Annotated in this window: 23 protein-coding genes; 11 read left to right on the plus strand and 12 right to left on the minus strand. The window is 72.5% G+C overall.

Annotated elements, in window-relative coordinates:
• Positions 1-20 precede the first annotated feature (20 nt).
• Positions 21-560, minus strand: a complete 540-nt coding sequence (locus tag OG811_RS11260) for a SixA phosphatase family protein (RefSeq protein ID WP_406073972.1) — start codon at positions 558-560, stop codon at positions 21-23.
• A gap of 112 nt (positions 561-672) precedes the next feature.
• On the opposite strand from OG811_RS11260, the gene OG811_RS11265 reads away from it, so the two are divergent.
• Complete coding sequence (locus tag OG811_RS11265; RefSeq protein ID WP_406073974.1) at positions 673-963, plus strand: DUF6458 family protein; 291 nt, start codon at positions 673-675, stop codon at positions 961-963.
• Positions 964-1,128: 165 nt separating this feature from the next.
• Here OG811_RS11265 and OG811_RS11270 read toward each other — a convergent pair whose 3' ends face one another.
• Entirely contained in the window at positions 1,129-1,806 is a 678-nt protein-coding gene (locus tag OG811_RS11270) for a hemolysin III family protein (RefSeq protein ID WP_406073976.1), read from the minus strand.
• Positions 1,807-1,902: 96 nt separating this feature from the next.
• Here OG811_RS11270 and OG811_RS11275 point away from each other — a divergent pair, with 96 nt between their 5' ends.
• The 3 genes from OG811_RS11275 to OG811_RS11285 are packed head-to-tail and all read left to right on the plus strand — an operon-like array spanning position 1,903 to position 4,158.
• A complete protein-coding gene (locus OG811_RS11275; RefSeq protein WP_406073977.1) occupies positions 1,903-2,565 on the plus strand; it encodes an allophanate hydrolase subunit 1 in 663 nt (220 codons plus the stop codon).
• Positions 2,463-3,425, plus strand: coding sequence for a biotin-dependent carboxyltransferase family protein (locus tag OG811_RS11280; protein ID WP_406075657.1), 963 nt, complete (start codon positions 2,463-2,465; stop codon positions 3,423-3,425). Before OG811_RS11275 ends, OG811_RS11280 begins: the two co-directional genes overlap by 103 nt.
• Positions 3,409-4,158, plus strand: a complete 750-nt coding sequence (locus OG811_RS11285) for a LamB/YcsF family protein (protein ID WP_406073979.1) — start codon at positions 3,409-3,411, stop codon at positions 4,156-4,158. Before OG811_RS11280 ends, OG811_RS11285 begins: the two co-directional genes overlap by 17 nt.
• 32 nt (positions 4,159-4,190) lie before the next feature.
• Here the strand turns inward: OG811_RS11285 and OG811_RS11290 are convergent, their stop codons facing one another.
• The 6 genes from OG811_RS11290 to pdhA all read right to left on the minus strand — a co-directional run bounded on the left by OG811_RS11290 (position 4,191) and on the right by pdhA (position 13,175).
• Positions 4,191-6,023, minus strand: a complete 1,833-nt coding sequence (locus tag OG811_RS11290) for an NHL domain-containing thioredoxin family protein (RefSeq protein ID WP_406073981.1) — start codon at positions 6,021-6,023, stop codon at positions 4,191-4,193.
• A gap of 118 nt (positions 6,024-6,141) precedes the next feature.
• A complete protein-coding gene (locus OG811_RS11295) occupies positions 6,142-8,829 on the minus strand; it encodes a hypothetical protein (RefSeq protein ID WP_406073982.1) in 2,688 nt (895 codons plus the stop codon).
• Positions 8,830-9,172: 343 nt separating this feature from the next.
• Positions 9,173-9,310 (minus strand): hypothetical protein, encoded by a 138-nt coding sequence (locus tag OG811_RS11300; protein WP_406073983.1) that lies wholly within the window; start codon positions 9,308-9,310, stop codon positions 9,173-9,175.
• 219 nt (positions 9,311-9,529) lie between these two features.
• Positions 9,530-11,005, minus strand: coding sequence for a dihydrolipoamide acetyltransferase family protein (locus OG811_RS11305; protein WP_406075659.1), 1,476 nt, complete (start codon positions 11,003-11,005; stop codon positions 9,530-9,532).
• A gap of 5 nt (positions 11,006-11,010) precedes the next feature.
• Positions 11,011-12,000: an alpha-ketoacid dehydrogenase subunit beta gene (locus OG811_RS11310; protein ID WP_406073985.1), complete on the minus strand. Its 990-nt coding sequence runs from the start codon at positions 11,998-12,000 to the stop codon at positions 11,011-11,013.
• The gene (gene pdhA / locus OG811_RS11315; protein ID WP_406073986.1) at positions 12,000-13,175 is read right to left on the minus strand and encodes a pyruvate dehydrogenase (acetyl-transferring) E1 component subunit alpha; all 1,176 of its coding nucleotides are present in this window, start codon (positions 13,173-13,175) and stop codon (positions 12,000-12,002) included. Before pdhA ends, OG811_RS11310 begins: the two co-directional genes overlap by 1 nt.
• 524 nt (positions 13,176-13,699) lie before the next feature.
• On the opposite strand from pdhA, the gene OG811_RS11320 reads away from it, so the two are divergent.
• Entirely contained in the window at positions 13,700-14,539 is an 840-nt protein-coding gene (locus tag OG811_RS11320) for a hypothetical protein (protein WP_406073988.1), read from the plus strand.
• Positions 14,540-14,604: 65 nt separating this feature from the next.
• Positions 14,605-15,228 (plus strand): phosphatase PAP2 family protein, encoded by a 624-nt coding sequence (locus OG811_RS11325; protein WP_406073990.1) that lies wholly within the window; start codon positions 14,605-14,607, stop codon positions 15,226-15,228.
• Positions 15,229-15,289: 61 nt separating this feature from the next.
• On the opposite strand, the gene OG811_RS11330 is transcribed toward OG811_RS11325, so the two are convergent.
• From OG811_RS11330 to OG811_RS11340, 3 genes are read right to left on the minus strand one after another with little or no spacing between them, the layout of a single operon-like run.
• Positions 15,290-16,513, minus strand: a complete 1,224-nt coding sequence (locus tag OG811_RS11330) for a hypothetical protein (RefSeq protein ID WP_406073991.1) — start codon at positions 16,511-16,513, stop codon at positions 15,290-15,292.
• Positions 16,514-16,570: 57 nt separating this feature from the next.
• On the minus strand, positions 16,571-18,256 hold the full coding sequence (locus OG811_RS11335) for a GTPase (protein WP_406073992.1): 1,686 nt from the start codon (positions 18,254-18,256) through the stop codon (positions 16,571-16,573).
• Positions 18,253-20,094, minus strand: a complete 1,842-nt coding sequence (locus OG811_RS11340) for an ABC transporter (protein WP_406073994.1) — start codon at positions 20,092-20,094, stop codon at positions 18,253-18,255. Before OG811_RS11340 ends, OG811_RS11335 begins: the two co-directional genes overlap by 4 nt.
• Positions 20,095-20,315: 221 nt before the next feature.
• Between OG811_RS11340 and dnaK the strand changes: the two genes are divergently transcribed.
• The 5 genes from dnaK (at position 20,316) to OG811_RS11365 (ending at position 25,046) form a co-directional block, all read left to right on the plus strand.
• Positions 20,316-22,175, plus strand: a complete 1,860-nt coding sequence (gene dnaK / locus OG811_RS11345; RefSeq protein WP_406073996.1) for a molecular chaperone DnaK — start codon at positions 20,316-20,318, stop codon at positions 22,173-22,175.
• A gap of 47 nt (positions 22,176-22,222) precedes the next feature.
• Complete coding sequence (gene grpE / locus OG811_RS11350) at positions 22,223-22,981, plus strand: nucleotide exchange factor GrpE (protein WP_406073998.1); 759 nt, start codon at positions 22,223-22,225, stop codon at positions 22,979-22,981.
• 86 nt (positions 22,982-23,067) lie between these two features.
• Positions 23,068-24,243, plus strand: a complete 1,176-nt coding sequence (gene dnaJ, locus OG811_RS11355) for a molecular chaperone DnaJ (protein ID WP_406074000.1) — start codon at positions 23,068-23,070, stop codon at positions 24,241-24,243.
• 30 nt (positions 24,244-24,273) lie between these two features.
• Entirely contained in the window at positions 24,274-24,714 is a 441-nt protein-coding gene (locus OG811_RS11360) for a heat shock protein transcriptional repressor HspR (RefSeq protein ID WP_406075660.1), read from the plus strand.
• 137 nt (positions 24,715-24,851) lie between these two features.
• The gene (locus OG811_RS11365; protein WP_406074002.1) at positions 24,852-25,046 is read left to right on the plus strand and encodes a hypothetical protein; all 195 of its coding nucleotides are present in this window, start codon (positions 24,852-24,854) and stop codon (positions 25,044-25,046) included.
• Between the two features lie 202 nt (positions 25,047-25,248).
• On the opposite strand, the gene OG811_RS11370 is transcribed toward OG811_RS11365, so the two are convergent.
• Positions 25,249-25,680 carry a hypothetical protein gene (locus OG811_RS11370; RefSeq protein WP_406074003.1) on the minus strand — a complete coding sequence of 144 codons (432 nt, stop codon included), beginning with the start codon at positions 25,678-25,680 and terminating at the stop codon, positions 25,249-25,251.
• Between the last annotated feature and the right edge of the window lie 92 nt (positions 25,681-25,772).

Raw genomic sequence — 25,772 nt, forward strand, 5'->3', positions numbered from 1 at the left:
GTCAGTGATCGACGGGTGGCTCAGTCGTGGGCGATGTGCCGTGCCGTGATCGGCGCTCCCGCCCGCTTCAGCTCCGCCCAGCTTGGCGGGCCGCGGTGCACCGCCAGTTCGGCGGTGCGCAACCCCTCCTCGTCCGCCCCCTCCGGGTCGAGGAGTGCGGAAAGCAGCGAAATGCCCGGGTTGTGCGCAATCAGCAGCGCCGTGCGGGCCGCCGGGTCGACCGTGCGAACCAGCGCCAACAACTCCTCGGGATGGGCGTCGTACGCGCCGGGCTCGTAACGGACGGTCGGGCGAGGGCCGGTCGGGCCACCCTCCGGCGGTGAACCGGTCATCCCCATCGCCACCCCGTGCCAGGTCTGCCGGGTACGCCTGGCCGTCGAGCAGATCACCACGTCGGGCAGCAGCCCGTGGTGCGCGAGCCAGGCACCAGCCGCTGCCGCGTCGGCGTCTCCGCGTGCGCTGAGCGGCCGCTCGGCATCGTCCGACGCGTCGCCGCCCTGCTCGGCCTTCGCGTGCCGCAGCAACACCAGTGTCCGCGTCTCGGGGTTGGCGTCCGTCATGTCCTCAGCTTGCCCGATTGGCGATCTCCGTGCCGGGGTAAGTCGATGGATGCCGCACCCCTACCGACGGCCGCGGCGCGTCGTACGCCAGGTTTGAGCCGAGGAGCGAGACATGGGCATTGGTGGCAGCATCTTCTTGATCGCGCTGGGCGCGATCCTCGCATTCGCTGTGGAGGCCGACCTGGGCTGGCTGAACCTGGCCGTGGTCGGCTGGGTGCTGATGCTGGCCGGTGTCGCCGGCCTGGTCGCCACCCTCTACTTCTGGAGCAGTCGCCGCCGCCGCACGGTGGTCGCCGCGCCGGTACGCGAGGAGCATGTGGTGGCTGACCGGATGGTGCCGGTCCAGGACGACCAGGTCATGCGGGAGTACCGCGAGGTGCGTCGGCCGGGCCGACCGGTCTGATCCTCGCGCACACACTCCGGGTCCCGCAGCGTCGCGGGCCCCGGCTCGCGTGTGACCCCGGAGACGACGATCCACACGACCTCGATCGACGGGGACCAGTCGGCCCAAGATCGTGCTCGATCCAGTAAGCAGGGGCTGAGGGGTCACCCCTCGCACCGCCTGGGGTCAGGCGAACAGCGCGAAGTAGATCGCGATGTGATGGCATAGCGCCGCCAGCAGCGTGCAGGCGTGGAAGAACTCGTGGTGACCGAAGACGGTCGGCCACGGATTGGGTCGGCGCAACGCGTAGAAGACCGCGCCGATGCTGTAGATCGCGCCACCGACGATCAGCAGCACCAGTGCCGCGACACCGCCGCCGTGCAGGATCTGCGGCAGCATGGCCACCGCCACCCAGCCGAGCGCCAGGTAGAGCGGCGCGGACACCCAGCGCGGCACGTGTGGCCAGACCACCTTGAGCGCCACGCCGGCCAGTGCGCCACCCCAGACCAGGGACAGCATCACGGTGGCCGGCCGGGGCGCGAGCAGCATCGTGCAGAGCGGTGTGTACGTGCCGGCGATGAACACGAAGATCATCGCGTGGTCCAGTCGGCGCATCACCTGGTAGCCGCGCTCTGACCACACCCGACGGTGGTACAGCGCGCTCGTACCGAAGAGCCCACAAACCGTCAGGCTGTAGATGAGACAGCTGACCAGCGGCGCCCACCCCGCCCGGGTGGCGGCGATCGAGCAGAGCACGATCCCGCAGACCACGGCGACGAAGAAGGCATACGTGTGCAGCCAGCCGCGCATCCGGGGCTTACCGATGTCGACCGGCTTCAGGTGAAGCGGGGCGGAGGTGGTCACGTAGCCAGGTTACGGCACCGTAGGTTACTTGTAAGTAGTGGCGTTGGTGACACCTGGCACCGTCATCGTGAACACCACATCGGCGAGGATGAGCTGATGCGGATCCGGCCCGTCGGCGCGCACGCCCTGCTGCTCGACTGCACCACCCCGCCCGATGTCCCCGAAGCCGCGCTGGTCGAAGCGTGGCGGGCCGAGCTGTGGCGGCGTCGAGAGCAGGGCGATCTGACCGCCGTCGAGATCGTGCCGGCGGCCAGCACCGTCCTGCTCGACGGCCTGCCCGACCCGGCCGCCACGGCAGCGCAGCTGACCCGATGGGCGTCCGCGGTCGCCGCCGCCACCGTCCACAGAGACGCAGGCGACGACAGCGCAGGCGGCGACGGCGCGGAAGTGGTCGTACCGGTCAACTTCGACGGGCCGGACCTGCCGGTGGTGGCTGAGCACTGGGGCGTGGACGTGCCAGCCGTGCTGCACCGGCTGACCAGCACCCGGTTCCGGGTCGCGTTCTGCGGCTTCGCCCCCGGCTTTCCCTACCTGACCGGGCTGCCCGCCGAGCTGGCGCTGCCCCGGCTGGCCACGCCCCGTCCCCGGGTGCCGGCCGGCTCGGTCGCCTTGGCCGGCCCGTACGCCGGCATCTACCCGGGCGCGTCCCCCGGCGGCTGGCTGCTGGTCGGTCGGACCGACCTGGTCCTCTTCGACGTGCACGCCGACCCGCCGACCCGACTCGGCCCGGGCACCCCGGTTCGGATGGCGGCGGCGTGACCCACCCGGCCGCTATCGAGGTGCTCCGCGCCGGCGCGCTCACCACCGTGCAGGACCTGGGCCGACCCGGTTGGGCGCACCTGGGCGTACCCCGGTCCGGTGCCCTCGACCCAGCGGCCCTGCGGCTGGCCAACCGGCTGGTCGGCAATCCGGAGCACGCCGCCGGCCTGGAGATCACACTGACCGGCTGCACACTGCGGCTGACGCGTGCCACCACGGTCTCGGTGACCGGCGCCGAGGTGACGGTTCACGCGGGTGAACGGCCTGGTGACACCGGGCGTCCGCTCACCATGCCGGCCGGGACGGTGCTGCGGATCGGTCCCGCCCGACGGGGCGTACGGAGTTGGCTGGCGGTGGCCGGCGGCATCGACGTGCCGCCGGTGCTCGGCAGTCGGGCCACCGACACCCTCTCCGGGCTCGGCCCGGCTCCGCTGCGCGACGGCGACCGACTGCCGCTCGGCCAGCCACTGGGCGCACCCGCGCCGGTGGACCTGACCGTCTGCTTTGCACCCCCGCCGGAAGTGCACCTGACGCTGCGCCTGGGGCCCCGCGACGACTGGTTCACCCCCACCGCGCTCGACCGACTGTTCGGCACCGCGTACACCGTCAGCCCGGTGAGCAACCGGGTCGGCGCGCGGCTCGCCGGCGCGGCGCTGCCTCGCGCGGTCGCCGGCGAACTTCCCAGCGAGGGCATCGTGCTCGGCGCGGTGCAGGTGCCGGCCGACGGACAACCCCTGATCTTCCTCGCGGACCACCCGACCACCGGCGGATACCCCGTCATCGGGGTGGTCACCGACGTGACCCCGCTCGCGCAGGCCCGGCCAGGGACTACCGTCAGGTTCCATGGACCTCAACGCTGACCTGGGTGAGGGATTCGGCATCTGGCGACTCGGCGACGACGAGGCGCTGCTGGGCCTCGTCACCTCCGCCAACGTCGCCTGCGGCTTCCACGGCGGCGACCCGTCCACGATGCGGCGGGTCTGCGAGGGCGCCGCACGGCGTGGGGTCGCGGTGGGCGCGCAGGTGGGCTACCGGGACCTGGCCGGCTTCGGCCGGCGGCGCATCGCGTACGACTTCGCCGAGCTACGCGACGAGGTGACCTACCAGTTGGGGGCGCTGAACGCGTTCTGCCAGCTGTTCGGCACCCGGGTCCGCTACCTCAAGCCGCACGGCGCGCTCTACCACGCGGCCAGCACCGACGAATCTCAAGCGGCGGCGGTGGTCGCCGCAGTCACCGGCTACGACCCCGGCCTGCCCATACTCTGTCTGCCCGGCTCGACGCTCGCCCAACTGGCCGTCGGCGCGGGCCTGCCGGTCGTCGCCGAGGCCTTCGCCGACCGCGCCTACCTGCCCAACGGGGCGCTGATGCCGCGCGGCACCCCCGGAGCGGTGATCACCGACCCGGAGCAGGTGGCCGAACGGGCGGTGCGGATGGCCACCGAACGCAGCGTGGTGGCGGTGGACGGCACCGTCATCCCCTGTTCGGTCGACTCGATCTGTTTGCACGGCGACACCCCGCACGCGGTCTCCGCCGCCGAACTCGTCCGCGCCACTCTGATCGACGCCGACATCCCGCTGGCCCCGTTCGCGTGACCGGAGGGGCCCCACCGGGCCCCTCCGGACAGTCAGGCGTCCAGGCCGCGCAGCACCAGTGGGAGCCGGGTCACGGCGCCGTCGACCACCCGGACCGGCACGCCCCAGTCCTGCCGGGTCAGGTGGCACGCCGCGTGCTCGACGTCCGCGTCACACGTCGCCGCCTGAGCGGTCACCTGCAGCACCCCAGCGGTGATCTCGCTGTTGAGCACCAGCCGGCGGGACAGTTCGGTGCCCGTGCCGGCACCATCCACCAGCAGCTCCGGCGGAGACGCGGAGACCACCAACCGGGTCGACGGCCCGTACGTCTCGTCCAGCTTCTGCCCCGGCGCCGGGGTGAAGACGATGTCCAGGGTGACCTCACCGGCCGCGACGTCGGTCGGCTTGCGCTCGGTGCGGTGCCGGGGGCCGTCCACCGTGCTGGCACCTGCCGACGACAGTGCACCCGGGGCGAGCCGGGTCAACCGGTGCGCAGCGGACTCCACCACCAGCACCTCACCGGCCGGGGTGAGCACCAGGTCGCTCGGCTCCGCCAACCCGTCGGCGACCGTGGAGACCTGGTTGCTGGCCGGGTCGAAGCGGCGCACAGCGCCGTTGTAGGTGTCCGCGATCAGCACCGAGCCGTCCGGCAGCGCACACACACCCAGCGGGTGCTGGAGCAGCGCCGACTCTGCCGGACCGTCCACGTGACCGAAGTCGAACAGGCCCTGCCCGACGGCGGTGCCCAGCTCACCGTTCTCGACGTACCGGACGGAGCTGGTCTCGCTGTCGGCGACCCAGAGCCGGGTGCCGTCGGCAGAGGCGGAGAGCCCGGACGGCTGCGCCATCCACGCCTCGGCCAGCGGGCCGTCGCGCAGCGCCTCGACCGTGGTGCCGGCGTACATGCCGGCGGTCCGCTTGATCGGATCGAACCACCAGAGCTGGTGGATGCCGGCCATCGCAATGATCAGCTTGTCGTCGTACCAGGCCAGATCCCACGGGGAGGAGAGATCGACGGCGAGTGCGTCGTGGGCGTGGTCGTCGACCGTGGCGCGCCACTGCCGCCCACTGCCGGCCACGGTGACCACCTCGCCGGACTCGAGCCGTACGCCCCGCAGCAGGTGGTTGACCGTGTCGGCGACCACCAGGTCGTAGCCGGCGACCTCGGCGACATGCGTGGGCAGCAGGCACACCCCCTGCGGCTCGGAGAACGTCGCCGCGGCTTCCGGCCCGTCGGCCCGGCCCCGCTCGCCCGAGCCGATCCGGCGTACCGGCGTCTCGCCGTCCGGGGCCACCTCGACCAGGGAGTGCCGGGCCGAGTCCGATACCAGCAGGTTGCCGTTCGGCAGCAGCGCCGCCTTACCCGGGAAGCGCAGCGCGGTCTCCGGTGCCGGCGGCGGGACGTACGGGCCGTCACCCCGGTGCAGGGTGCCCTTGGCCTCGTGGGTGGCGACCAACTCGTCGATCAATCGGGCCAGCCCTTCGGCGTGCCCCTCGCCGGCCATGGTGGCCACCACGTAGCCCTCGGGGTCGATCACCGACAGGGTCGGCCAGGCCCGCGCCGCGTACTGCTGCCACATGTCCAGTTCGGGATCGTCGAGTACGGGGTGGTGCACCCCGTACCGCTCCACGGCGGCGGCGAGCGCGTCGGCGTCCTTCTCGTGCTCGAACTTCGGCGAGTGCACACCGATCACGACGAGCACGTCGCCGTACTTCTCCTCCAGCGGGCGCAGCTCATCGAGCACGTGCAGGCAGTTGATACAGCAGAACGTCCAAAAATCCGTCAGAACGATCTTGCCGCGAAGGTCGGCGAGCTTGAGATCGCGTCCACCGGTGTTCAGCCAGCCCCGACCGCGCAGTTCGGGAGCCCGTACTCGTGCGCTCATGCACCCATCGTGCCTGACCATCGGCCCGCGCCTGGCCGGAGGGGGAGTGCCCGAAGCTGAAGGCCCGGGTACGACGACGGCGGGGTCACGGTTGCCCGTGCCCCCGCCGTCGGTGAAGCTACTTCGTGGCCTGCTTGAGGCAGAGCACCCGGTTGGTGCCGTCACCCGGCAGCACCACGTGGGGCTGCGTCACGTCGGTGCACTTCTCCTTCGCGTCCACCTTCGAGACGATCGTGAAAGCGCCCGCCTCGCCGCAGTCCGCTGCCGAGGCGCCATCCTGGCCGGACTTCTTGACGCAGGTGCCGACCGCCGGGTCGAAGGCCGGTGCTTCCTTCCCACCGATCTTGCCGAGCAGCAGCAGCAGGCCGAGCGGCACCGCCAGGATGAGCACCGCGGCGATCAGCACCGCGGCCAGCACCCGGCCGTTGCGTACCTTTGGCGTCGGCGGCTCCGCCTTTGGCTCGTCGGCGTCCGGCTTGAACGCGTCGAACCGGCCCTGATTCGACTGGCTGGCCTCCTGGCCCCAGGACGGCGCGGGCTGCTGCGGTGGCGGGAAGGCCGGCGGGAAGCTGTCGCCCGCCGCCGGCTCGGCGCCGAAGCCCGGGCCTCCGAAGCCCGGGCCTCCGAAGCCCGGGCCGCCGGAACCGGGGCCGCCGAAGGCCGGCGCTCCGTTCATCGGGTCGGCACCGGTGGCAGGCGACGCGGGGCCGCCGAACTGGTCGACCGGCGGCTCCGCACCGCCGTGCGGCCGAGTGCCGTTCACCGGCCTGTTGCTGCCCGGCGTGTCGACGAAGGACGGCACACCGGGCGGGAACGCCGGCGGCGCCGACGGGGCGTCATAGAACGTGTTCGGTGCGGGCTGTCGGTCGTCGAAGCGCTGCTCGGCTGCGGACTCGCCGCCCCAACCCGCGCCAATCTGGCGCTGCGGGTCGTTCTGCCAGTCGGGTGCGACCTGGCGCTGCTGGTCGCTCTGCCACTCCGGTCCGCCCTGGCGCTCCGCACCCGGGTCGACCTGGAACGCCTCCGGCTCCGGCTCGTTCTCCGGCTCGGGTCGAGCCGGGCGGCCGTACATCCGGGGTTGTGGTGTGGCCGTGCCAGCCGGCCGGATGGCCTGGTCGGTCGGGGGCATCACCCGGCTGGCCAACGGCACCGAAGCGCTCGCCGTGGCCCGGGCTGCCGCGCCAGCTGCCGATTCGGCCTCCGACACCGGCACGATCGCCCGGCCTGCTCCGGGCTCCGGAGAGGTACGCGGGGCAGGCACCACCGCGCCACTGGCGGGAGCGTCCTCGGCGCGGCCCCAGGCTGGCTCGGCCTCGTACTGCGCGGCGGCGTCCGGGGTCTCCCGTTCGGCGTAGGCGGGCTGCTCGGGGATCGGAGCGAACTGGGCCTGGGGCGAGAAATCGGCAGGCGGGGCGGCAGTCAGGCTGGCGCCTGGCACGCGCTGCTCCTGTGGAGGCAGCGGCACCGCGTTTGCCGGCGAGATGCCCGGCGCCGCCCCGGGCTGGTAGGCCGGTGCCTCGTCGCCCCGGTCCGACTCCCAGCCACCGCGGGACTGGGCGGAGGCTTCCGCTTCGGCGCGACCCCACACCTCACCGGGTGCCCACGGCTCAACCGCCGGGACGCCGGAGTTGCCCTGCGCCGCATTGTCCGGGCTGGCGGCCCAGCCGGGGGCACCGTCGTTGCCGGGCACGCTGACGCTGGCACGGGCGGGAAGGCCGCTCTGCCCCGCGGGGGTCCACCCCGCCGGCTCCGGCGGTGCGGTCGGCTGGTCCTGCGGCGAGAGCACCCAGTCGGGCTGCTGCGGACGGCCCTCGGCACCGCCCCAGGCGGCCGGCTGCGCGGCCTGGTCCTGCCGCACGTCGCCGCCGTCGCTCCACCCGCCGGGCTGCGCCTGCTGCTGCTGTGCGGCCCACCCGCCGGAGCGGGACGGGTCGTCCTGTCCAGGCCAGTTCGTCGCCGGTGCCGGCACCTGGGCCGCGCCACGGGCCGCGTTCGGCTGGGCGGCCTGCCCCCACGCGGGGGCGGGCTGCTCGGTCGGTTCGGCGGGCTGACCCCAGGCCGGCGGCGACTGCTCTGCCGGCGTCCACACCGGCTGGTCGTCGCGTGCGGCGGTGCCGGTGGGCCAGGCGCCGCTGCCGGGCGCGTCGTCCTGCTGAGCGCCGCCGGACCAGCCGGCGGCCTGCTGCGGCTCGGCCTGCTGTGACTCCGCCCCGCGCCAGTCGGCGGCGGGCGGGTTGGCCTGCGCCGCGCCGCCCCAGCCGCCAGCGTGGGCCGGGTCTTCCTGGGCGGGCCAGGCGGCGGTGGCCGGGGGCACCTGTGCGGCGCCCCGCGCGGCCGGCTGGGCCTGCACCCAGTCGGGCTGTTCGGTGGCGCTCGGGGTCCAGGCGGGTGCGGGTGCACTCTGCTCGGCGGGCGTCCAGCCCTGCTGCTGTGCGGCCCAGGGGTCGGGCTGCGCCGGGGCTGGCGCGCCGTCGCTGGCGGGCCAGGTGCCGGGCTGCTGCTGCTGCGGCGGCGGCTCGCTCGCGCCGCCGCCGGTGGCCCAGGCGGGCTGCGCCGGGTCGCTGGGCTGCGGCGCTGCGGCGGCACCCCAGGCGGGTGCGGGCGGCTGCTCGGACTGGGTCGCCCATGCCGGCGTCGACGGGTCAGGCCGCGTCGGGGGCGGGGGCGCCCAGCCCAGGTCGGGGCCGGCGGCGTTGTGGCCGTTGTCCGGCTGCGCCGGGCGGTCGCCGTACGGCGCCGGTCCGCCGGTGCCCGGTGACACCTCGTCCGGCTCTTGGCCGGGGCCGTGCGGGCCCTCGGACGTCATGGGTGCGCCTCCTCCATCACATGTCGGCTCGCCGGTGCCGATCGGTCTCCTCGGCGTGGCTGCCGGCGTCACCGGCGTACCGCTGTGCCGGCTCCCCGCACGGTATCGGGTGGTGGCACGACACGTCCAAGGAGCACCAGTCGTCACTCCCCGTGGCCGGCCGGTGTCGAGCAGCTTCTGGCGGCTCGGCCTCTGCCGGGTCGGCGGGCGGCGACCGAAGCCCACCGTACCGGGCGTTGCGGCAGGGCGGAATCCCGGTGGCGGGTGCTGGGAAACGCCGATGGCCCACCCGGTGGGCCGGGTGGGCCATCGATCTGGAGGAGGTGCGGAATGTCGTGGAGCGTCAGCCCATGTGACGCTGGGCGATGACGAGGAGTTCCTCGCGAACTGCCGGCGAGTTCGCCGAGCGCAGCGCGTGCTCGATGGCACGGGCGCGGCGGGTGGCCTCGCGGTGGTTGCGGATTCGCTCGATCATGCTCATTGGTGGGGTCCCCCTAGCTATTCGGTTGTCAGCCCCTGATGCATCTATTCAACCCCAGAACCCGGCCGACTTCCATCGATTAGTAGGTGAGTTGAGCCACTTGCCTAACAATCAAAGGTCAAAAAGCCGTCTTGGCAATGGTTTCGTCACCCAACAGGCACGGCCGGTGTGCCGGGCGTTAACCCGTGGCACACCGGCCGTGGCTGGCGTCTCGAACGATCAGGTCCAGGCGAGCAACGCCGCCTCCGGGTCCGCGAGGAAGTCGCCGATGTCGCGCAGGAACTTCGAGCCAAGCTCACCGTCGATGATCCGGTGGTCGAAGCTCAGCCCCAGCGTGGTGACCTGACGCACCTTCACCTTGCCCTTGTGCACCCAGGGCATCTCCCGCACCGCGCCGAAGGCCAGGATCGCCGACTCGCCCGGCGGCAGGATCGGCGTGCCGGTGTCCACTCCGAACACGCCGACGTTGGTGATGGTCAGGGTGCCGCCGGACATGTCCGCCGGCGAGGTGCGGCCGGACTTCGCCGTCTGCACCAGGCCGTTCATGGTGTCGGCCAGCTCGCGCAACGTGAGCCGCCCGGCGTCCTTGATGTTCGGCACGATCAGGCCGCGCTCGGTGGCCGCCGCGATGCCGAGGTTCACGTACTCCTTGACCACGATCTCGTCGCCCGCCCAGGTCGAGTTGATCATCGGGTGACGCTGCACCGCGAGCAGCACCGCCTTCGCCACCAGCAGCAGGGGCGAGACCCGTACGTCGCGCCACTCCCGCCGACCGCGCAGTCGGTCCAGTGCCTTCATCGCCCGGGTCACGTCGACGGTCAGGAACTCCGTCACGTGCGGGGCGGTGAACGCCGAGTGGGACATGTTCTCGGCGATGAGCTTGCGGACCCCCTTGACCGGGATGCGCTGCTCCCGGTCCGCACCGAAGCTGGGGGCGGTCGTCGCCACCGACGTCGCCGTGATCGGCTCCGCCGCCGCGACGGCACCGCTCGCCGCCTGCTGCACGTCCTCCCGGGTGATCGAACCCAGTGGCCCCGACCCGGTCAACGTGTTGAGGTCGACCCCGAGGTCCTTGGCGAGCTTGCGCACCGGCGGCTTGGCGAGCACCAACCCGCCGCTGCTCGCCCCGTTGCGACGATCATCGACTTGTGGTGCCGGAATCGCGGGGGTTGCCGACGATTTGCCACCCACCCCAACTCCGTGATCGACCACGGCGGGCTGCGCGGGGACAGCGCCCTTGCGTGGGCGGCGCTTCGCGGCCGTCGTACGCGGGCCGTAGCCGACCAGCACCGCGGTCCGCCCACCCGGGGCCGGACCGCCGATCAGACCTGGCTCCACCATGCCCTCGGCCGGTGCCACCTCCACCGCCGCCAGCGAGGCCGCCGACGGGGTGGGCAGGTCATCGCTGCCCATGGCCGTGGTCGACGGCGTCTCCAGTGGACCGGCACCCGGGTCGGTGTCGATCGCGATGATCGGCGTACCGACCTCGACCGTGGTGCCGTCCGGGTGGAAGATCGCCTGCACCTGCCCGGCCCACTTCGCCGGAATCTCGACTGCCGCCTTGGCCGTCTCCACCTCGACGATCGGCTGGTTCAGCTCGATGGTGTCGCCGACCTTGACCAGCCAGGCCAGGATCTCGCCCTCGGTCAGCCCCTCGCCCAGGTCGGGCAGATTGAACGTCTTGATCCGGGACATGCCGCTCACCAGCCGAAGGTGCGGTCGACGGCGTCGAGCACCCGGTCCAGGTCGGGCAGGAACTCCTCCTCCACCCGGGCGGCCGGGTAGGGGATGTCAAAGCCGGTCACCCGCAGCACCGGCGACTCGAGGGAATAGAAGCACTCCTCGGTGATCCGGGCGGCCAGCTCGGCGCCGAGGCCGATGTTGGACGGCGCCTCGTGCACCACGATCGCGCGGCCGGTGCGCTTCACCGACTCGTACGCCGCGGTCAGGTCCAGCGGGGAGAGCGAGCGCAGGTCGATGACCTCCAGCTCCCGGCCGTCCTCGGCGGCGGCGGTCGCCGCCTCCAGGCAGGTCCGGACCATCGGCCCGTACGCCAGCACGGTGACGGCGTCGCCGGGCCGCACCACCCGGGCCGAGTGCAGCGGGTACGCCTCGGACAGCGGCGCCTCCAGGTCGACCTGGCCCTTCTCCCAGTAGCGCCGCTTGGGCTCCAGGAAGACGATCGGGTCGTCCGAGGCGATGGCCTGCTGGATCATCACGTACGCGTCCTGCGGGTTGGCGCAGGACACCACCTTCAGGCCGGCGGTGTGCGCGAAGTACGCCTCCGGCGACTCGGAGTGGTGCTCGACCGCGCCGATGCCGCCGCCGAACGGAATCCGGATCACCATGGGAATGTTGAGCTTGCCCCGCGAGCGGTAGTGCATCTTCGCCACCTGCGACACGATCTGGTCGTACGCGGGGTAGACGAAGCCGTCGAACTGGATCTCGCAGACCGGCCGGTAGCCGCGGATGGCCAGACCGACCGCGGTGCCGATGATGCCGGACTCGGCCAGTGGGGTGTCGATGACCCGCTGGTCGCCGAAGTCCTTCTGGAGCCCGTCGGTGATCCGGAAGACGCCGCCGAGCTTGCCGACGTCCTCGCCCATGATGATGACCTTGGGGTCGTTCTCCAGGGCGCGGCGCAGGCCGGTGTTGAGGGCCTTGCCGAGGGTGAGCGTTTCCGTGGCCATCAGTGGGTGCTCCCCTCGAACGACTCCAGGTAGCGGCTGAACTGCGCGCGCTGCTCGTCGAGCAGCGGAGACCCGTTGGGGTAGACGTGGTCGAACATCGTCACCGGCTCCGGGTCGGGCATGGCGAGCACCCGCTCACGTAGGTGCACCGACTCGCGCCGGGCCTGCTCGTCGATGTCGGCGAAGAAGTCCGCGTCGGCGATCTGCTGCTTCTCCAGGAAGGCCTTGACCCGGGCGATCGGGTCCTTGGCCTGCCACGCCTCGACCTCGCTGGCGATCCGGTAGCGGGTCGGGTCGTCGGAGGTGGTGTGCGCGCCCATCCGGTAGGTGTACGCCTCGATCAGGCTCGGGCCCTGCCCGTGCCGGGCGTTGTCCAGCGCGGTGCGGGTGACCGCGTACGTGGCGAGCACGTCGTTGCCGTCCACTCGAATGCCGGGGAAACCGAAGCCGGCAGCCCGCTGGTAGAGCGGGATCCGGGTCTGCCGCTCCAGCGGCTCGGAGATCGCGTACTGGTTGTTCTGGCAGAAGAAGACCATCGGGCTGTTGAACACGCCGGCCCAGACGAACGCCTCGTTGACGTCACCCTGGCTGGTGGCCCCGTCGCCGAAGTACGCGATCACCGCTTCGCCATCGTCGGTGCCGGTCTTGCCGTCCATGGTGATGCCCATGGCGTAACCGGTGGCGTGCAGGGTCTGCGCCCCGATCACGATCGTGTACATGTTGAACTTGAACTCGTTCGGGTCCCAGCCGCCCTGGTCGACGCCGCGAAACAGGCCGAGCGGCATGATCGGGTCGATGCCCCGGCAGTAGAGGACGCCGTGTTCCCGGTAGGTCGGGAAGGCCATGTCCTGGGTACGCAGCGCCCGCCCGGAACCGACCTGGGCGGCCTCCTGGCCGAGCAGGCTGGCCCAGATGCCCAGCTCGCCCTGGCGCTGGAGAGCGGTCGCCTCGGCGTCCAACTTCCGGACCAGCACCAGGTCGCGGTAGAGCCCGCGGTATTCCTCGTCGGTGAAGTCGACGCGGTACTCGTTGCCGTCCGGCCCGATGACGCTGTCGATCCGTTCGCCTTCGGGGGTGAGTAGCTGCACCAGTTGAGGGTCGCCGGTCGCGCCCTTCCTGGAGCGGGGTGCCGCCCGCTTACTGCGGGTGGTGCCACCGGGGTCGCCCTTTGCCATCGGTCTCTCCCTGTCGTGTCTGCGTCGGCACCCGGGGGGTCACCCGGCCGCGCAACTCGTGCGCCTGTCCGGCTGCTGCCGGACCGGTTCCTGGCGGCCGCGCCTAGCCCCGGTGGGGGTTGCCGCACGGCGTGAGCCGGGTTCTGGCCGAACCCGGATCGGGGAGCGCCGGCGTTCAACCGCGCCTGCCGCGAGGGTGCGCGGAGGTCACGGCTGCGTTGCCGTCATGCTCCATATTCGCAGAGCAGGTGAGCGCGCCCACAGTACGCCTGCCCTGCATTCCGACCGCCCACGCTTTGACGTCGTTTGTCGCCATCATGCCGGCCTGCGTCCCCGGGGCGTTCCGACGATGATTTGTCACCGTTCGGTCAGCACCGCGTGTCGACACGCGGTGGAGGTTGGCTGACGCAGGGTGACTGCGTAAGGCTAATTCCCGCAGGATCGCGCCTATCGGGTTAATTGCCGGCTTCCTGGCTGGCGGCGTCCCTCCATGTCCGCCGACGGTCAACGACAAGGGGTGTGCGGTGCACGAGCCAGGTGACGGTCCCGGCACACCAGCGCTCGGCCGGCACCGGTCGGCCGGCGGCTACCGCCGGGTGGTCGGCGTCCACCGTGCTCTTGGCGCAGGCGGCCCCTCCCGGGGTTACCTGCTCACCGTCGCACTGCTGGCTGGCACCGCGTCGATGCCCATCCTCGCCGCGATCAGCGTGGGCTCGGCCACCCCGGGCAGCACCGCACTGCCGGACAGCAGCACCCCGTTCATCCCCACTCCGTCGGTCGGGCCGGTGGTGATTCCGCTGCCGGTGACCAGCCAGCCGGCGCTCCCGCCGCGCACACCCAGTGTCGGCCCGACCAGCGGCTGGCTGCCCGCCGCTGGTCGGCGTACGCCGGGAGGGCCCGTTGCGGCCGACCAGAGGCCCGCCCAGCGGGTGACCTACCCGCCGCTGGCACCGAAGCCCACCCGGGGCACCTCGCCGGCCGTCCCCCCGCCGCCGCCGACCGACCCTGGCCCCGGCCCGACCAACCCGCCGGACCCGACCGACCCGCCGGACCCGGATCCGACGGACCCGGATCCGACGGACCCCGGCCCGACCCCGACCCTGACGCTGGACCCGACGCCCACGCTGGATCCGACGCTGGGTCCCACGCCCACGCCGACGGACGCCTCGACTGCGACCGCCGTGCCGACCAGCACCCTGTCCGCGCCGGCCACCACACCCGGGCCGACCGCCACCCCCGCTGCGCCGACCAGCGGGCCCAGCCGAGCAGTCCCGTCGCCTCGGCCCGTCGCTCCGACGCCCACGGTCGGACTGGCGCCGCCGGCCGGACCGACGCATTCCACGGTGTCCCCGGCGGTACGGTGACGATCAGGCGCGGCCCATCCGGTGCCGGCGGTGTTCGGCGGTAGACGCGTACCGGAGGGGGTGGCGTGGGCGGCGGTGCGGAACTCCGCCCGGTCACCACCCGGGCCGGCCCAGGGTTGCGGGTAGCCCGGCTGGTCACCGAGGTGACCGCACCGGCCGTGCTCGTGTCGCTGCTGATCATCACCGTGAGCTGGCACAGCGCACGCCGCCCAGGTCAGGGCCTTGTCTGGGGTCTGCTCGCCACGCTCTTCGTCACCGGCATCCCGTTCGCCTACATCGTCGGCGGGGTACGCCGTGGTCGGCTCACCGACCACCATGTCGGCCGTCGGGACCAGCGCCGGGCGCCGCTGCTGGTCGGCCTCGGTTCGGTCGCGGCAGGGCTCGCGCTGCTCGCCGTGCTCGGTGCGCCCCGTCCGGTGCTGGCGCTGGCGGTGGCCGGGCTGGTCGGCCTCGTGGTCGCCGTGTCGGTGAGCCACTGGTGGAAGATCTCGATCCACTCGGCGGTGGCCGGCGGCACGCTGGTCATCCTGATGCTGACCTTCGGGGCCCTGCTGGTCGTCGCCGTGCCGCTGCTGGCGTTGGTCGGCTGGTCCAGGGTGCGGCTGAGGGACCACACGGTGCCGCAGGTGCTGGCCGGTGGTGTGCTCGGCGCGCTGATCGCCGCAGTGGTCTTCGGCCTGCTCCGCTAGGACACCGGCCCTGGGCGGGCCCGAGGGCCGGGCGGCGTGGTGCCGCCCGGCCCGGATGTCGTCAGGCCCCGTCGTCGGCGAGGCGGTGCCGGTTCGCCTCGATCCACGCGTCCAGCGCGGCCGGGTCGTCCGGGTCCACCCCGTCGGCCATCAGCTGCGCCACCGCGGCGGTGGCCGCGCTGCGCCGCTCACCCGTCGAGTAGAGGCGGGCGAACTCCGGCACCATCTCCTCGATCGCCTCGTCGGTGCGCGTCGCCGCCGCCTCGGGCAGCCCGCGTTGGCGCGACGCGTACCGCGCCCAGGCGCGCAGCACCCGCGGCAGCATCGCCGCGTCGTCCATGTCCAGCACCGCGCGGCGGTGCACCCAGTCGAGCAGGAAGAGCCCGGACACCGCGGGGCTCCAGCGCATCGGGTCCGCGTCGGGGAAGGTCGCCGAGTGGTCCAGCAGCAGGCTCAGGCAGAAGTGCAGCGACGCCAACTCCGGGCCGTCGACGGCGTCCAGCCCGAAACGGGTGGCCTCCGGCGAGGCCAGGAACCGTCGGACCTGGTCGGTGCGCTCGGCAGCGGAGAGCGGCTCGACCTCCGCCGGGACGGTCGGGTTGGCCGCGGTGGGCAGCATCGCCAGTCGGGCGCCGACCAGCGCCCGGTCGGTGGCGAGCGAGCCCTCGCCGGGCAATTCGCCCAGGTCATCAGTCACCGCGAGGTGGCGGGCCACCTCGCCGCGCAGCCGGGCCGGATTCTCGGAACGGAACCAGGTCAGCTCATCGTCGGCGCACATCTGTCGAACCTGGTCCAGGATTCGTTCCGCCGGCCCGCCCACGAAGATGTCCTTGGTGATCCCGATGTTGTGGTCCACCAGGGCCACCAGCGCGTGCTCGGAGCCGCCGGACGCGTCGTCGTAGGCGAAGGTGGCGAGGTAGGAGGTCTGGTCGCCGTACACATCGCCGTACGCCCAGGTGCCGGTGAGGTGCACCCGACCGAGCTGACCGGACCAGGCGGGCGCCTGGCTGGCCGGACGCACCCGCTCGGTGCCCACGGCGTCCGGGACGAGCGCGGCGAAGACCTGCCGGATCGTGGTCGCCGCCGCGATCCGGCGGCGGGCGGTGGCAGCGAGGAACCCGGTGACGAACTCCCGTACGGCGGTGTCGCGGTCGGTCTCCGCGATTGCGTAGACACTGCCCAGCAGCGCGCTGCCGAGCATCTCGGCGTCGAGGGCGGACTCCAGCTTGGTCACGTCGCGTGCGGCGTGCAGCACCGCGTCGTAGGGGGTCTGAGGCGTGGCCATGCTCCGACCCTACGCCGCCACGGGGGTACGGAGAGCGGTAGCGAGCCGGGCGGGCCGTCAGCGGCGGGCGGCGTCCCGCAGCGCGTCGCGTGCCTGCGCGTACGAGCCGAGCACGATCCGCACCGGCGTCAGCACGTACTCCTCGCCCACCCGGGCGACCTTCGCCGTCAGCCGCTGCTCGGCGCGGTAACGGGCGCGGCGAGCGGCCCAGCGCACCACCGGCCGGGTCAGCGCCGCCACCAGCAGCCCGGCCAGCAGGCCGCCGAGAAGCAGCACGGTGGGCAGTGGCACCTGACCGACCATCGGGTTGTCCAGTGCGGGCAGGCCGAGCGCCCGCAGCGCGTAGCCGAGCACCAGCCAGCCCAGCCCGATCACGGCGGCCAGGGTGACCAACCACTGCACCCCGCCGACCACCCGCCACCACACCGGTCGACGACCAAGGCCGAGGTCGGTGCCGGCGATCGTGCGGTCCAGAGCGTCCGGCAGGTCGCCGAGGCGGGACCGGGCGGCGGAGGTCACCGCGCCGGGCCAGGCGGCGGGCAGGTCGGCGGCGGCCCGGTCGGCCACCGCGCGGATCGCGAGGCCGAGTGCCGAGCGCTGGGCAGCCGTCGGGTCCGGTACCGAGGTGGCCGCGACCAGGCTCTCCGCCGGGTCAGCCTGGTCGCCGGTCGGGCCGGGCAGGTGCAGCCGACGCAGCGGGTCGGGTCGCAACCGCCGCCAGCCCCGGACCACGGGCCAGCCGGTGGCCGCGCCGGCCCGGTGCCGGTACGCCTGCTCCACGGACGCGGTGACCGTGGGCACCCCGGCCGCCCCGGCCAACGCCCGGTTCAGTCCGTTGACGGCTGAGTCATCCGGCCCACCCGCCGGCCGGGCCGAGCCGACCAACTCGTCCAACCCGACGACAACCGTGTCGACGTCACCGGCGAGCCGGCGCAGCGCGGCCTGCCGCTCGGCGACCGTACGCTCCAGCGCGCTGCGCAGCCCGACCATCCCGGCCGGGTCGGTGGCGGTGGTGGACAGCAGGGGCACATCGGTCAGCCCGTCCGTGTCGAGCAGTCGGCGCAGGTCGTCCAGGACCCGGGGCAACTCGGCCGGGGGCAGCCGGTCGGACTGGTTGAGCACGACAAGGGTGACGTCGCGGTGCCGGTGGAACTCGCGTAGGTAGCTGTCGTGGATGACCCGATCGGCGTACTTCTGCGGGTCGACCACCCAGACCACCTGGTCGACCAGGCCGAGGAGACGGTCCACCTCAAGTCGGTGGGACCGCTGCACCGAGTCGAAGTCGGGCAGGTCGAGCAGGATCAGCCCGTGCAGCGCCGTCTCGTCGTCCGCGTCGAGGGCGCTCTCCCGGACGAAGCGGTGTCGGGGCAGCACGCCGATCCAGTCGAGCAGACGGTTGGCGCCCTCCAGGGCCCCCCACACGCAGGCGTGGGTGACGCCGGTGGTCGGCCGGCGGACACCGACCGGCGAGAGCTCCAGCTGGGCCAACGCGTTGAAGAGGCTGGACTTGCCACTGCCGGTGGCCCCGGCCAGGGCGACCACGGTGTGGTCCCGGGACAGCGCGAGCCGGGTGCCGGCCCGCTCGACCAGAGTGTGGGCGGGCACCAGCTCGGCGTCCGGCAGCAGGCCGTCCACCGCGGTCAGGAACCGGCGTACCGCGTCCAGTCGGGCGATCAGCGCGTCGGCGTCGACCCGCTGGTCCCCGCGGAACGCCTCGCGTACCCGGCCGGTGATCCCGGTCACCGGGAGCCCTCCTCGTCGGCGGTCGGCCGGGTGTCGCCGCCAGCGGACAGGCCGCTGCGGTGCCGGGCCAGCTCGACCCGGCCGGCGGCCCGGCGCAGCCCGTCGCCGGCGTCCGCGGCGGGGCGGGCGTCGGCGGTGCGGCTCAAAAAGCGGTCGGCCTCCGCGCCGAGCAGCGTCCGCACCCGGTCCAGCAGGTCGGCGCGGGCCTTGTCGGCGAGGGTACGCACCGCCTGGTCGCCGAAGATCGCCTGGAGTACGGCCTGCGCGGCAACCGTGGTGCCGGCACCGGTGGCCACCTCCAGCCCGGTCGGGATGAAGGCGGTGGAGGCAAAGACGGCGATCATCACGGCCAGCCCGGTGGCGTTGACCGCGTACGCGGCGGTGCGGGCCACGAACCGCTTGTCGGCGCCCTCGTCGCGGACCAGTTCCAGCACCCCGCGCTGCCAGTCCCGGACCATTCGTTCGGCGCGTTCAGGTAGGTCGTCGCTCGGGTGGGCGAGCGCCGGGTCGAGCAGCCCAGCGCCCGCCGGGTGTGCCTTCCACCCGGTGTACGCGGATTCGGCGGCCTCCGCGGCCACTCCGCGTAGCAGCGTCACCAACTGCGACTCGATGGCGTTGCGCAGCTCGACGGCGGGGGCCGGCCGGCCGGTGACAGCGGCCACGACCCGGTCCCGGAGGCGGCCGATCCGTGCCTCCAGAGTGCGGAAGAACTCCCCGGTGCCGACGAACTCCTGCCAGCGGGCGAGCACCTCACCGCGGAGCAGGCGGCCGTCCTGAAGCCCCTGCTCGACGGTGCGCTCGGCACCCCGGTACGCGGTCCGGACCCGTTCGTCCAGCCCGTCGGCGGCGACGACCTGCTCGTCGGCGGCGTCGGCCAACTCCTCGACGGCGGGGTGGAGCGCGGCCAGCGCCCCGTCCAGCGTCTGCCGGACCACCGCCGCCCGCGCGTCCGAATCGGCGGCCAACCGACCGAACCAGTCGGCCAACGATGCGGTCACCCCCTCGGGCAGCAGCCCCTGACCGTCGACCCAGGTCTCGGGCAGCACGAACAGCGGCGCCCGGCCGAGGTCCTGTTCGGCGAGCATCTCGGCCAGGTGCGCGGCGATCTCGTCGGTGGCCTCCGCGGGCACCCGGTCCAGCACCATGGCGATCACCGCGCCTCGCGCCCGGGCGCTGCGCAGCAGCTCCCAGGGCACCGCGTCGGCGTACCGGGCGGCGGTGGTGACGAAGAGCCAGAGATCGGCGGCGGCCAGCAACTGGGTGGCGAGCGCCCGGTTGGCGTCGACCACCGAGTCGATGTCGGGCGCGTCGAGGAAGGCCAGCCCGGCGGGCAGGGCCGGGGCGGTGACGAGGTGCAGAGCGCGCGGATCTTCGCTCGGCTCGGTGGTGCGGGTCAGCCCGGGCAGCAGGTCACCCTGCCGGAACCAGGCCGAGTCGGACGGGTTGCAGACCAGCACCGGGGAGCGGGTGGTCGGCCGGAGCACGCCAGCCGCGCTGACCCGGGCCTTGACCAGGCTGTTGACCAGGGTCGACTTGCCCGCGCCGGTCGAGCCGCCGACGACCACGAGCAGGGGGGCGTCCAGCCGGGCGAGCCGGGGCAGCAGGTAGTCGTCGAGCTGGTCGGTGAGGGCGGTGGCGGTGTGCCGGGCGGGGCCGGCAGAGGGCAGTGCGAGGGGATACCGGGTCGCGCCGATCGCCTCCCGGAGGCCCGACAGCGCACCGGAGAAGCTGCCGTCCCCGGTGGTGGCGGGCAACTTCCCCGCGGCGTCCGGCGGGCCGGTGCGGGCTGCGACGGCGGGCGCGCCGGAACGGGTGGCGGGATCGCCGTGCGTCGTCACCGCTAAAGCGTGCCCGACCGATGCAAGAGAAGACAACCGGACGGTAATAACGGGTGGGTTGCGTCGGGTTGACTCAACTCAACTTGACGATTCGCCAGGGCGTGGCACTATTGAGTCAAGTTCACTCAACTTGTGGTGGGGCCCGCTGCGGGCGGCGCTCGCCAGGCAGCCCGCGGGCAATGCCCGTCACCTGCACAACCTTACGAAGCGAGGAAGCGAACATGGCACGTGCGGTCGGTATCGACCTCGGCACGACGAACTCCTGCGTCAGCGTTCTCGAGGGCGGTGAGCCCACCGTCATCGCCAACGCTGAGGGGTCGCGGACGACTCCGTCGATCGTCGCGTTCGCCCGCAACGGCGAGGTGCTCGTCGGTGAGGTCGCCAAGCGCCAGGCGGTGACCAACCCGGACCGGACGATCCGGTCGGTCAAGCGCGAGGTTGGCACGAACTGGTCCGTCGACATCGACGGCAAGAAGTACACCCCGCAGGAAATCTCGGCCCGGACGCTGATGAAGCTCAAGCGGGACGCCGAGGCATACCTGGGCGAGCAGATCACCGACGCGGTGATCACCGTTCCGGCCTACTTCAACGACAGCCAGCGTCAGGCCACCAAGGAGGCCGGTGAGATCGCCGGCTTCAACGTGCTGCGGATCGTCAACGAGCCGACCGCGGCCGCCCTGGCGTACGGGCTGGACAAGGGCGCCAAGGAGCAGACCGTCCTGGTCTTCGACCTCGGCGGCGGCACCTTCGACGTGTCGCTGCTGGAGCTGGCCGAGGGCGTCGTGGAGGTCAAGTCGACCAGCGGTGACAACCAGCTCGGCGGCGACGACTGGGACCAGCGGATCATCGACCACCTGGTGAAGACGTTCCGTGGTGAGCACGGCATCGACCTCGGCCAGGACAAGATGGCCCTCCAGCGGCTCCGTGAGGCCGCCGAGAAGGCCAAGATCGAGCTGTCCGCCGCCACCACCACCAACATCAACCTGCCGTACATCACCGCCGGCGCGGCCGGCCCGCTGCACCTGGACGTGTCGCTCAGCCGCGCCGAGTTCCAGCGGATGACGCAGGACCTGCTGGACCGCTGCAAGGTCCCGTTCGAGCAGGCCGTGAAGGACGCCGGGATCAAGATCTCCGATGTCGAGCACGTGATCCTGGTCGGCGGTTCGACCCGGATGCCCGCCGTGACCGACCTGGTCAAGCAGCTCACCGGCAGCGACCCGAACAAGGGCGTCAACCCGGACGAGGTCGTCGCCGTCGGTGCCGCCCTTCAGGCCGGCGTGCTGAAGGGTGAGGTCAAGGACGTCCTGCTGCTCGATGTGACCCCGCTGAGCCTGGGCATCGAGACCAAGGGCGGCATCTTCACCAAGCTGATCGAGCGCAACACCACGATCCCGACGAAGCGCTCCGAGGTCTTCACCACGGCGGACGACAACCAGCCGTCGGTGCTGATCCAGGTCTTCCAGGGTGAGCGGGAGATCGCGGCCTACAACAAGAAGCTCGGGACCTTCGAGCTGACCGGCCTCCCGCCGGCGCCGCGCGGCGTGCCGCAGATCGAGGTCGCCTTCGACATCGACGCCAACGGCATCGTCAACGTGCACGCCAAGGACCTGGGCACCGGCAAGGAACAGAAGATGACGATCACCGGCGGCTCCTCGCTGCCGAAGGACGACATCGAGCGGATGCGCCGGGACGCCGAGGAGCACGCGGAGGAGGACAAGCGCCGCCGCGACGACGCCGAGACCCGCAACGTGGCCGAGGCGCTCCAGTGGCAGACCGAGAAGTTCCTCGCCGAGAGCGGCGACAAGCTGCCCAGTGAAAACCGGGAGCAGCTCAACGAGGCGCTCGGTGAGCTGCGCGGTGCCCTCGGCGGTCAGGACATCGAAAAGATCAAGTCCGCGCACGAGCGGCTGGCGCAGGTCTCCCAGCAGGCCGGTTCGCTGCTCTACTCGGCTCAGGCCGAGCAGGGTCAGCAGCCGGGCGGCGAGCCGGGCCCGGGTGCGACCGGCGCGACCGGTGCACAGGCCGGCGGCGCCGACGACGTGGTCGACGCGGAGATCGTGGACGAGGACGGCAAGAAGTGACCATCGGCCTCCGACACGTATCCACGGCGAAGGGATGAGGTAGCCGCATGACGCAGAAGCCGCGAGCCGCCGACCCGGGCGACACCGCGTCGGCGCCGGGTGGCTCCGCGCCCACGGAGCCGACCACCGGCAACGGGGAGCGGGTCGTCATCCGCAACAACCGCAAGCTCGTCGACACCTCTGAGCCGGAGGGCGCCGCCGCCGACGCGGAGATCGGCGTGCCAGCCGAGGGCCTGGTCGAGGACGCCGAGGTCGTGGTCGACGAGATCGAGGTCGAGGTCAACTCCACCGACGGTCCGGAGTCGTCCGGTCCGCCGGTGGTGGACGCCCCGGCGCAGCCGGTGGACGGCGGCGGCACGGGCACCTCGCTCGGCGCCGAGTTGGAGGGGCTCCGGGCCGACCTGGACGAGCGGACCAGGGATCTGCAGCGGGTGTCGGCGGAGTACGCCAACTACCGCAAGCGGGTCGATCGGGACCGCAACCTGGTGCAGGAGCAGGCGACCGGCTCGGTGCTGGCCGCGCTGCTGCCGATCCTGGACGACCTGGACCGGGCCCGGGAACATGGCGACCTGGTCGGGCCGTTCGGGGCGGTGGCGGAACAGCTCATCACCGCGCTCGGCAAGTTCGGCCTGAACGTCTTCGGCGAGGAGGGCGACCCGTTCGACCCGACCCGGCACGAGGCGGTCGCGCATCAGACCTCGGCCGAGGTCAGCGAGCCGACCTGCGTAACGGTCATGCGGCGCGGCTACCAGCTCGGTGAGCGGCTGTTGCGCCCCGCGCTGGTCGCGGTCGCGGACCCGGAATAGTGCGAGACAGTGACCGGGCCGTTCCGCCCACCGCGCAGCGGTGGGCGGAACGGCCCGGGCCATGACGGTCGGAAGGGGGTGGACCGGTGAGTTCGAAGGACTGGATCGAAAAGGACTTCTACGCCGTGCTCGGCGTGGACAAGGCCGCCTCCGCGGATGACATCAAGAAGACGTACCGCAAGCTGGCCCGTGAGTCGCACCCGGACCACAACCCGGGCGACCCGAAGGCCGAGGAGCGGTTCAAGGCCGCGTCCGAGGCGTACAACGTGCTGTCGGACGCCGGCCGCCGCCGCGAGTACGACGAGATGCGCTCGCTGTTCGGCTCGGGCGCGTTCCGGCGCAACGCCGGGGGCCAGCCGGGTGGCGTGCCGTTCGACGTCTCCGACATGTTCGGCGGCGGCGGGGGCGGCGACCGTCGCTTCGGAGGCACCGGCTTCCAGGACCTGTTCAGCTCGATCTTCACCGGCGGTCAGGCCGGTGGGCAGGCCGCACCGCGCGGTCCGGCCCGTGGCCGCGACGTCGAGACCGAAGTGGCGCTGGACTTCGGTGACGCGGTACGCGGGGTGACGCTGCCCCTGACGCTGCGCGCGCCCGGAGTCTGCGAAACCTGCCACGGCAACGGGGCCAAGCCGGGCACCCAGCCGCGTACCTGCCAGGTCTGCCACGGTGCTGGCGTGACCACCCGCAACCAGGGGTCGTTCAGCTTCTCCGAGCCGTGCCGCAACTGCCAGGGCGTCGGCACCGTGGTCGAGGAGAAGTGCCCGGAGTGCCAGGGCACCGGCGGCGTCACCAAGACCCGCACCATGAACGTGCGAATCCCGGCCGGGGTGTCCGACGGTCAGCGCATCCGGCTGGCCGGGCGCGGTGAGCCAGGCGAGCGCGGCGGCCCGGCTGGTGATCTGTTCGTGCACGTCAAGGTTCGGCCGGACGAGCTGTTTGGGCGTACCGGTGACGACCTGACGCTGACCGTGCCGGTCACCTTCGCGGAGGCCGTGCTCGGCACGGACCTGCGGGTGCCCACGCTCGACGGCGCGATGACCCTGCGGGTTCCGCCGGGGACGCCGAGCGGGCGGGTGCTGCGGGCCCGGGGCAAGGGTGTGGTCCGCCGCGACGGGCAGGCCGGTGACCTGCTGGTCACGTTGGACGTGGTGGTCCCGGCCCGGTTGTCGGACGAGGCGCGCACGGCGCTGGAGGCGTTCGCCGAGCAGAGCCCCCCGGCCGCTCGGGAACATCTCGACGCGCGGGTGCGTCGGGTCAGTTAGTCCGGTGGAATGGACGCGGAGGTGAGCGGGATGTCGGGCGAGTTCCTCGGTTCGGGCGACCCTGCCTACGAGGCCAAGGTGCTGATGATCTCGGTTGCGGCCCGGATGGCGGGGATGCACCCACAGACCTTGCGCCAGTACGACCGGCTGGGGCTGGTGCAGCCCGGCCGGGCCGCTGGCGGCGGGCGTCGGTACAGCGTCCGCGACGTGGTGCTGCTGCGCGAGGTGCAGCGGCTCAGCCAGGACGACGGGATCAACCTGGCCGGCGTCAAGCGGATCATCGGGCTGGAGCGGCTGCTGGAGCAGGCGCAGCAGCGGGTGGCCCGGCTGGAGGCCGAGCTGGACGCCGCGTACCGCCGGGTGGCCGAGCTGGAGTCGCTGGCCCGCTTCCCGGGCCGTGATCTGGTGCCGACCAACCGCACGTCCACCGCGCTGGTGGTCTGGCGACCCGGCCGGACGCCCGATCGCTGACCTGCCACTCACCCGGATCTGTTTCCTCGGCCCGGACCGCACCGGAATCCCCGGCGCGGTCCGGGCCGCTTCGGTTAGCCTGTCGATACGGGTCCAATCGGCTCAATCCGGACCTGCCGGCATGGCGAGGGGGAGCGATGACGGAGCCGGAAAAGACGGTGGCCCAGCAGACGGAGGACCGGTTGGAAAGCCTGGCCGAAACCGTCCGCGAGAAGTTCAACAAGGTGACCAAGGGGACCTACCGGGACCGGGTCGTCGAGGGCCGGTTCGCCGAACAGGGCGACAAGGGCGGCGACAAGGGCCCGGCCAAGATCGAACGGCAGCAGGACTGACCGGTGACCGACGTGCGGGCCGGGACCCACGGGGGGTCCCGGCCCGTTCGCCGTTCGTGTGTGCGGGCCGGGCGCGGGTGGCACCAGGGCGGGGGTCCCGGCCCGGCAGTCCTTTGGAGCTGAATCGTCTACGACATCACGCTGCGGGTCCGGCTCTGTCGCGCCGGGGCCGCGACCCCGTGAACCGTCTGCGACATCAGCCTCAGCCGAGGCGGCGGTTCTCCCGGACCAGGCCGCCTTCGCACCAGTCCCGGTAGACGAAAAGATCCGGTCGGGCCAGCAGCACCCTGCCGTTGTGCGCCCAGATCTTCATCAGCTCGTCGCCGTCACGCTCGGCCTGCTCGACGATCTTGCGGAAGCGGCGCTTGGGATGGGCGCGGAAGTTCGTCCGGATGCCGTCGGCCGCGTAGATGTAGAGGCAGTGCAGCGCGAAACGCCGGGCGGGGCAGGTCGGATCCATCGCCAACTCAAAGAGTGTCAACACCAGTCGGTCACCGGAGACCAGCAGGTCCCAGTCGGGTGGCATCGAGGACAACGGCACCGAATCGGGCTGGTACGCCCAAGCTCGCAACTCCGCCGGAGTCGGATCGACGGGGTTGGCGAAGCCGTGGAACGTCGACTCCTGCACGCTCACCGGCCAACCTCCCGATCTCGCCCACGTTGGCACTGGCTGCCTGCGGACCCTGGCTGCTGGGGCGAAACGGTAACCCGCCGCCGGGTGCTGCG

Origin of the sequence: Micromonospora sp. NBC_01638 (genome assembly GCF_045209745.1) — a bacterium.
Lineage (GTDB): Bacteria > Actinomycetota > Actinomycetes > Mycobacteriales > Micromonosporaceae > Micromonospora.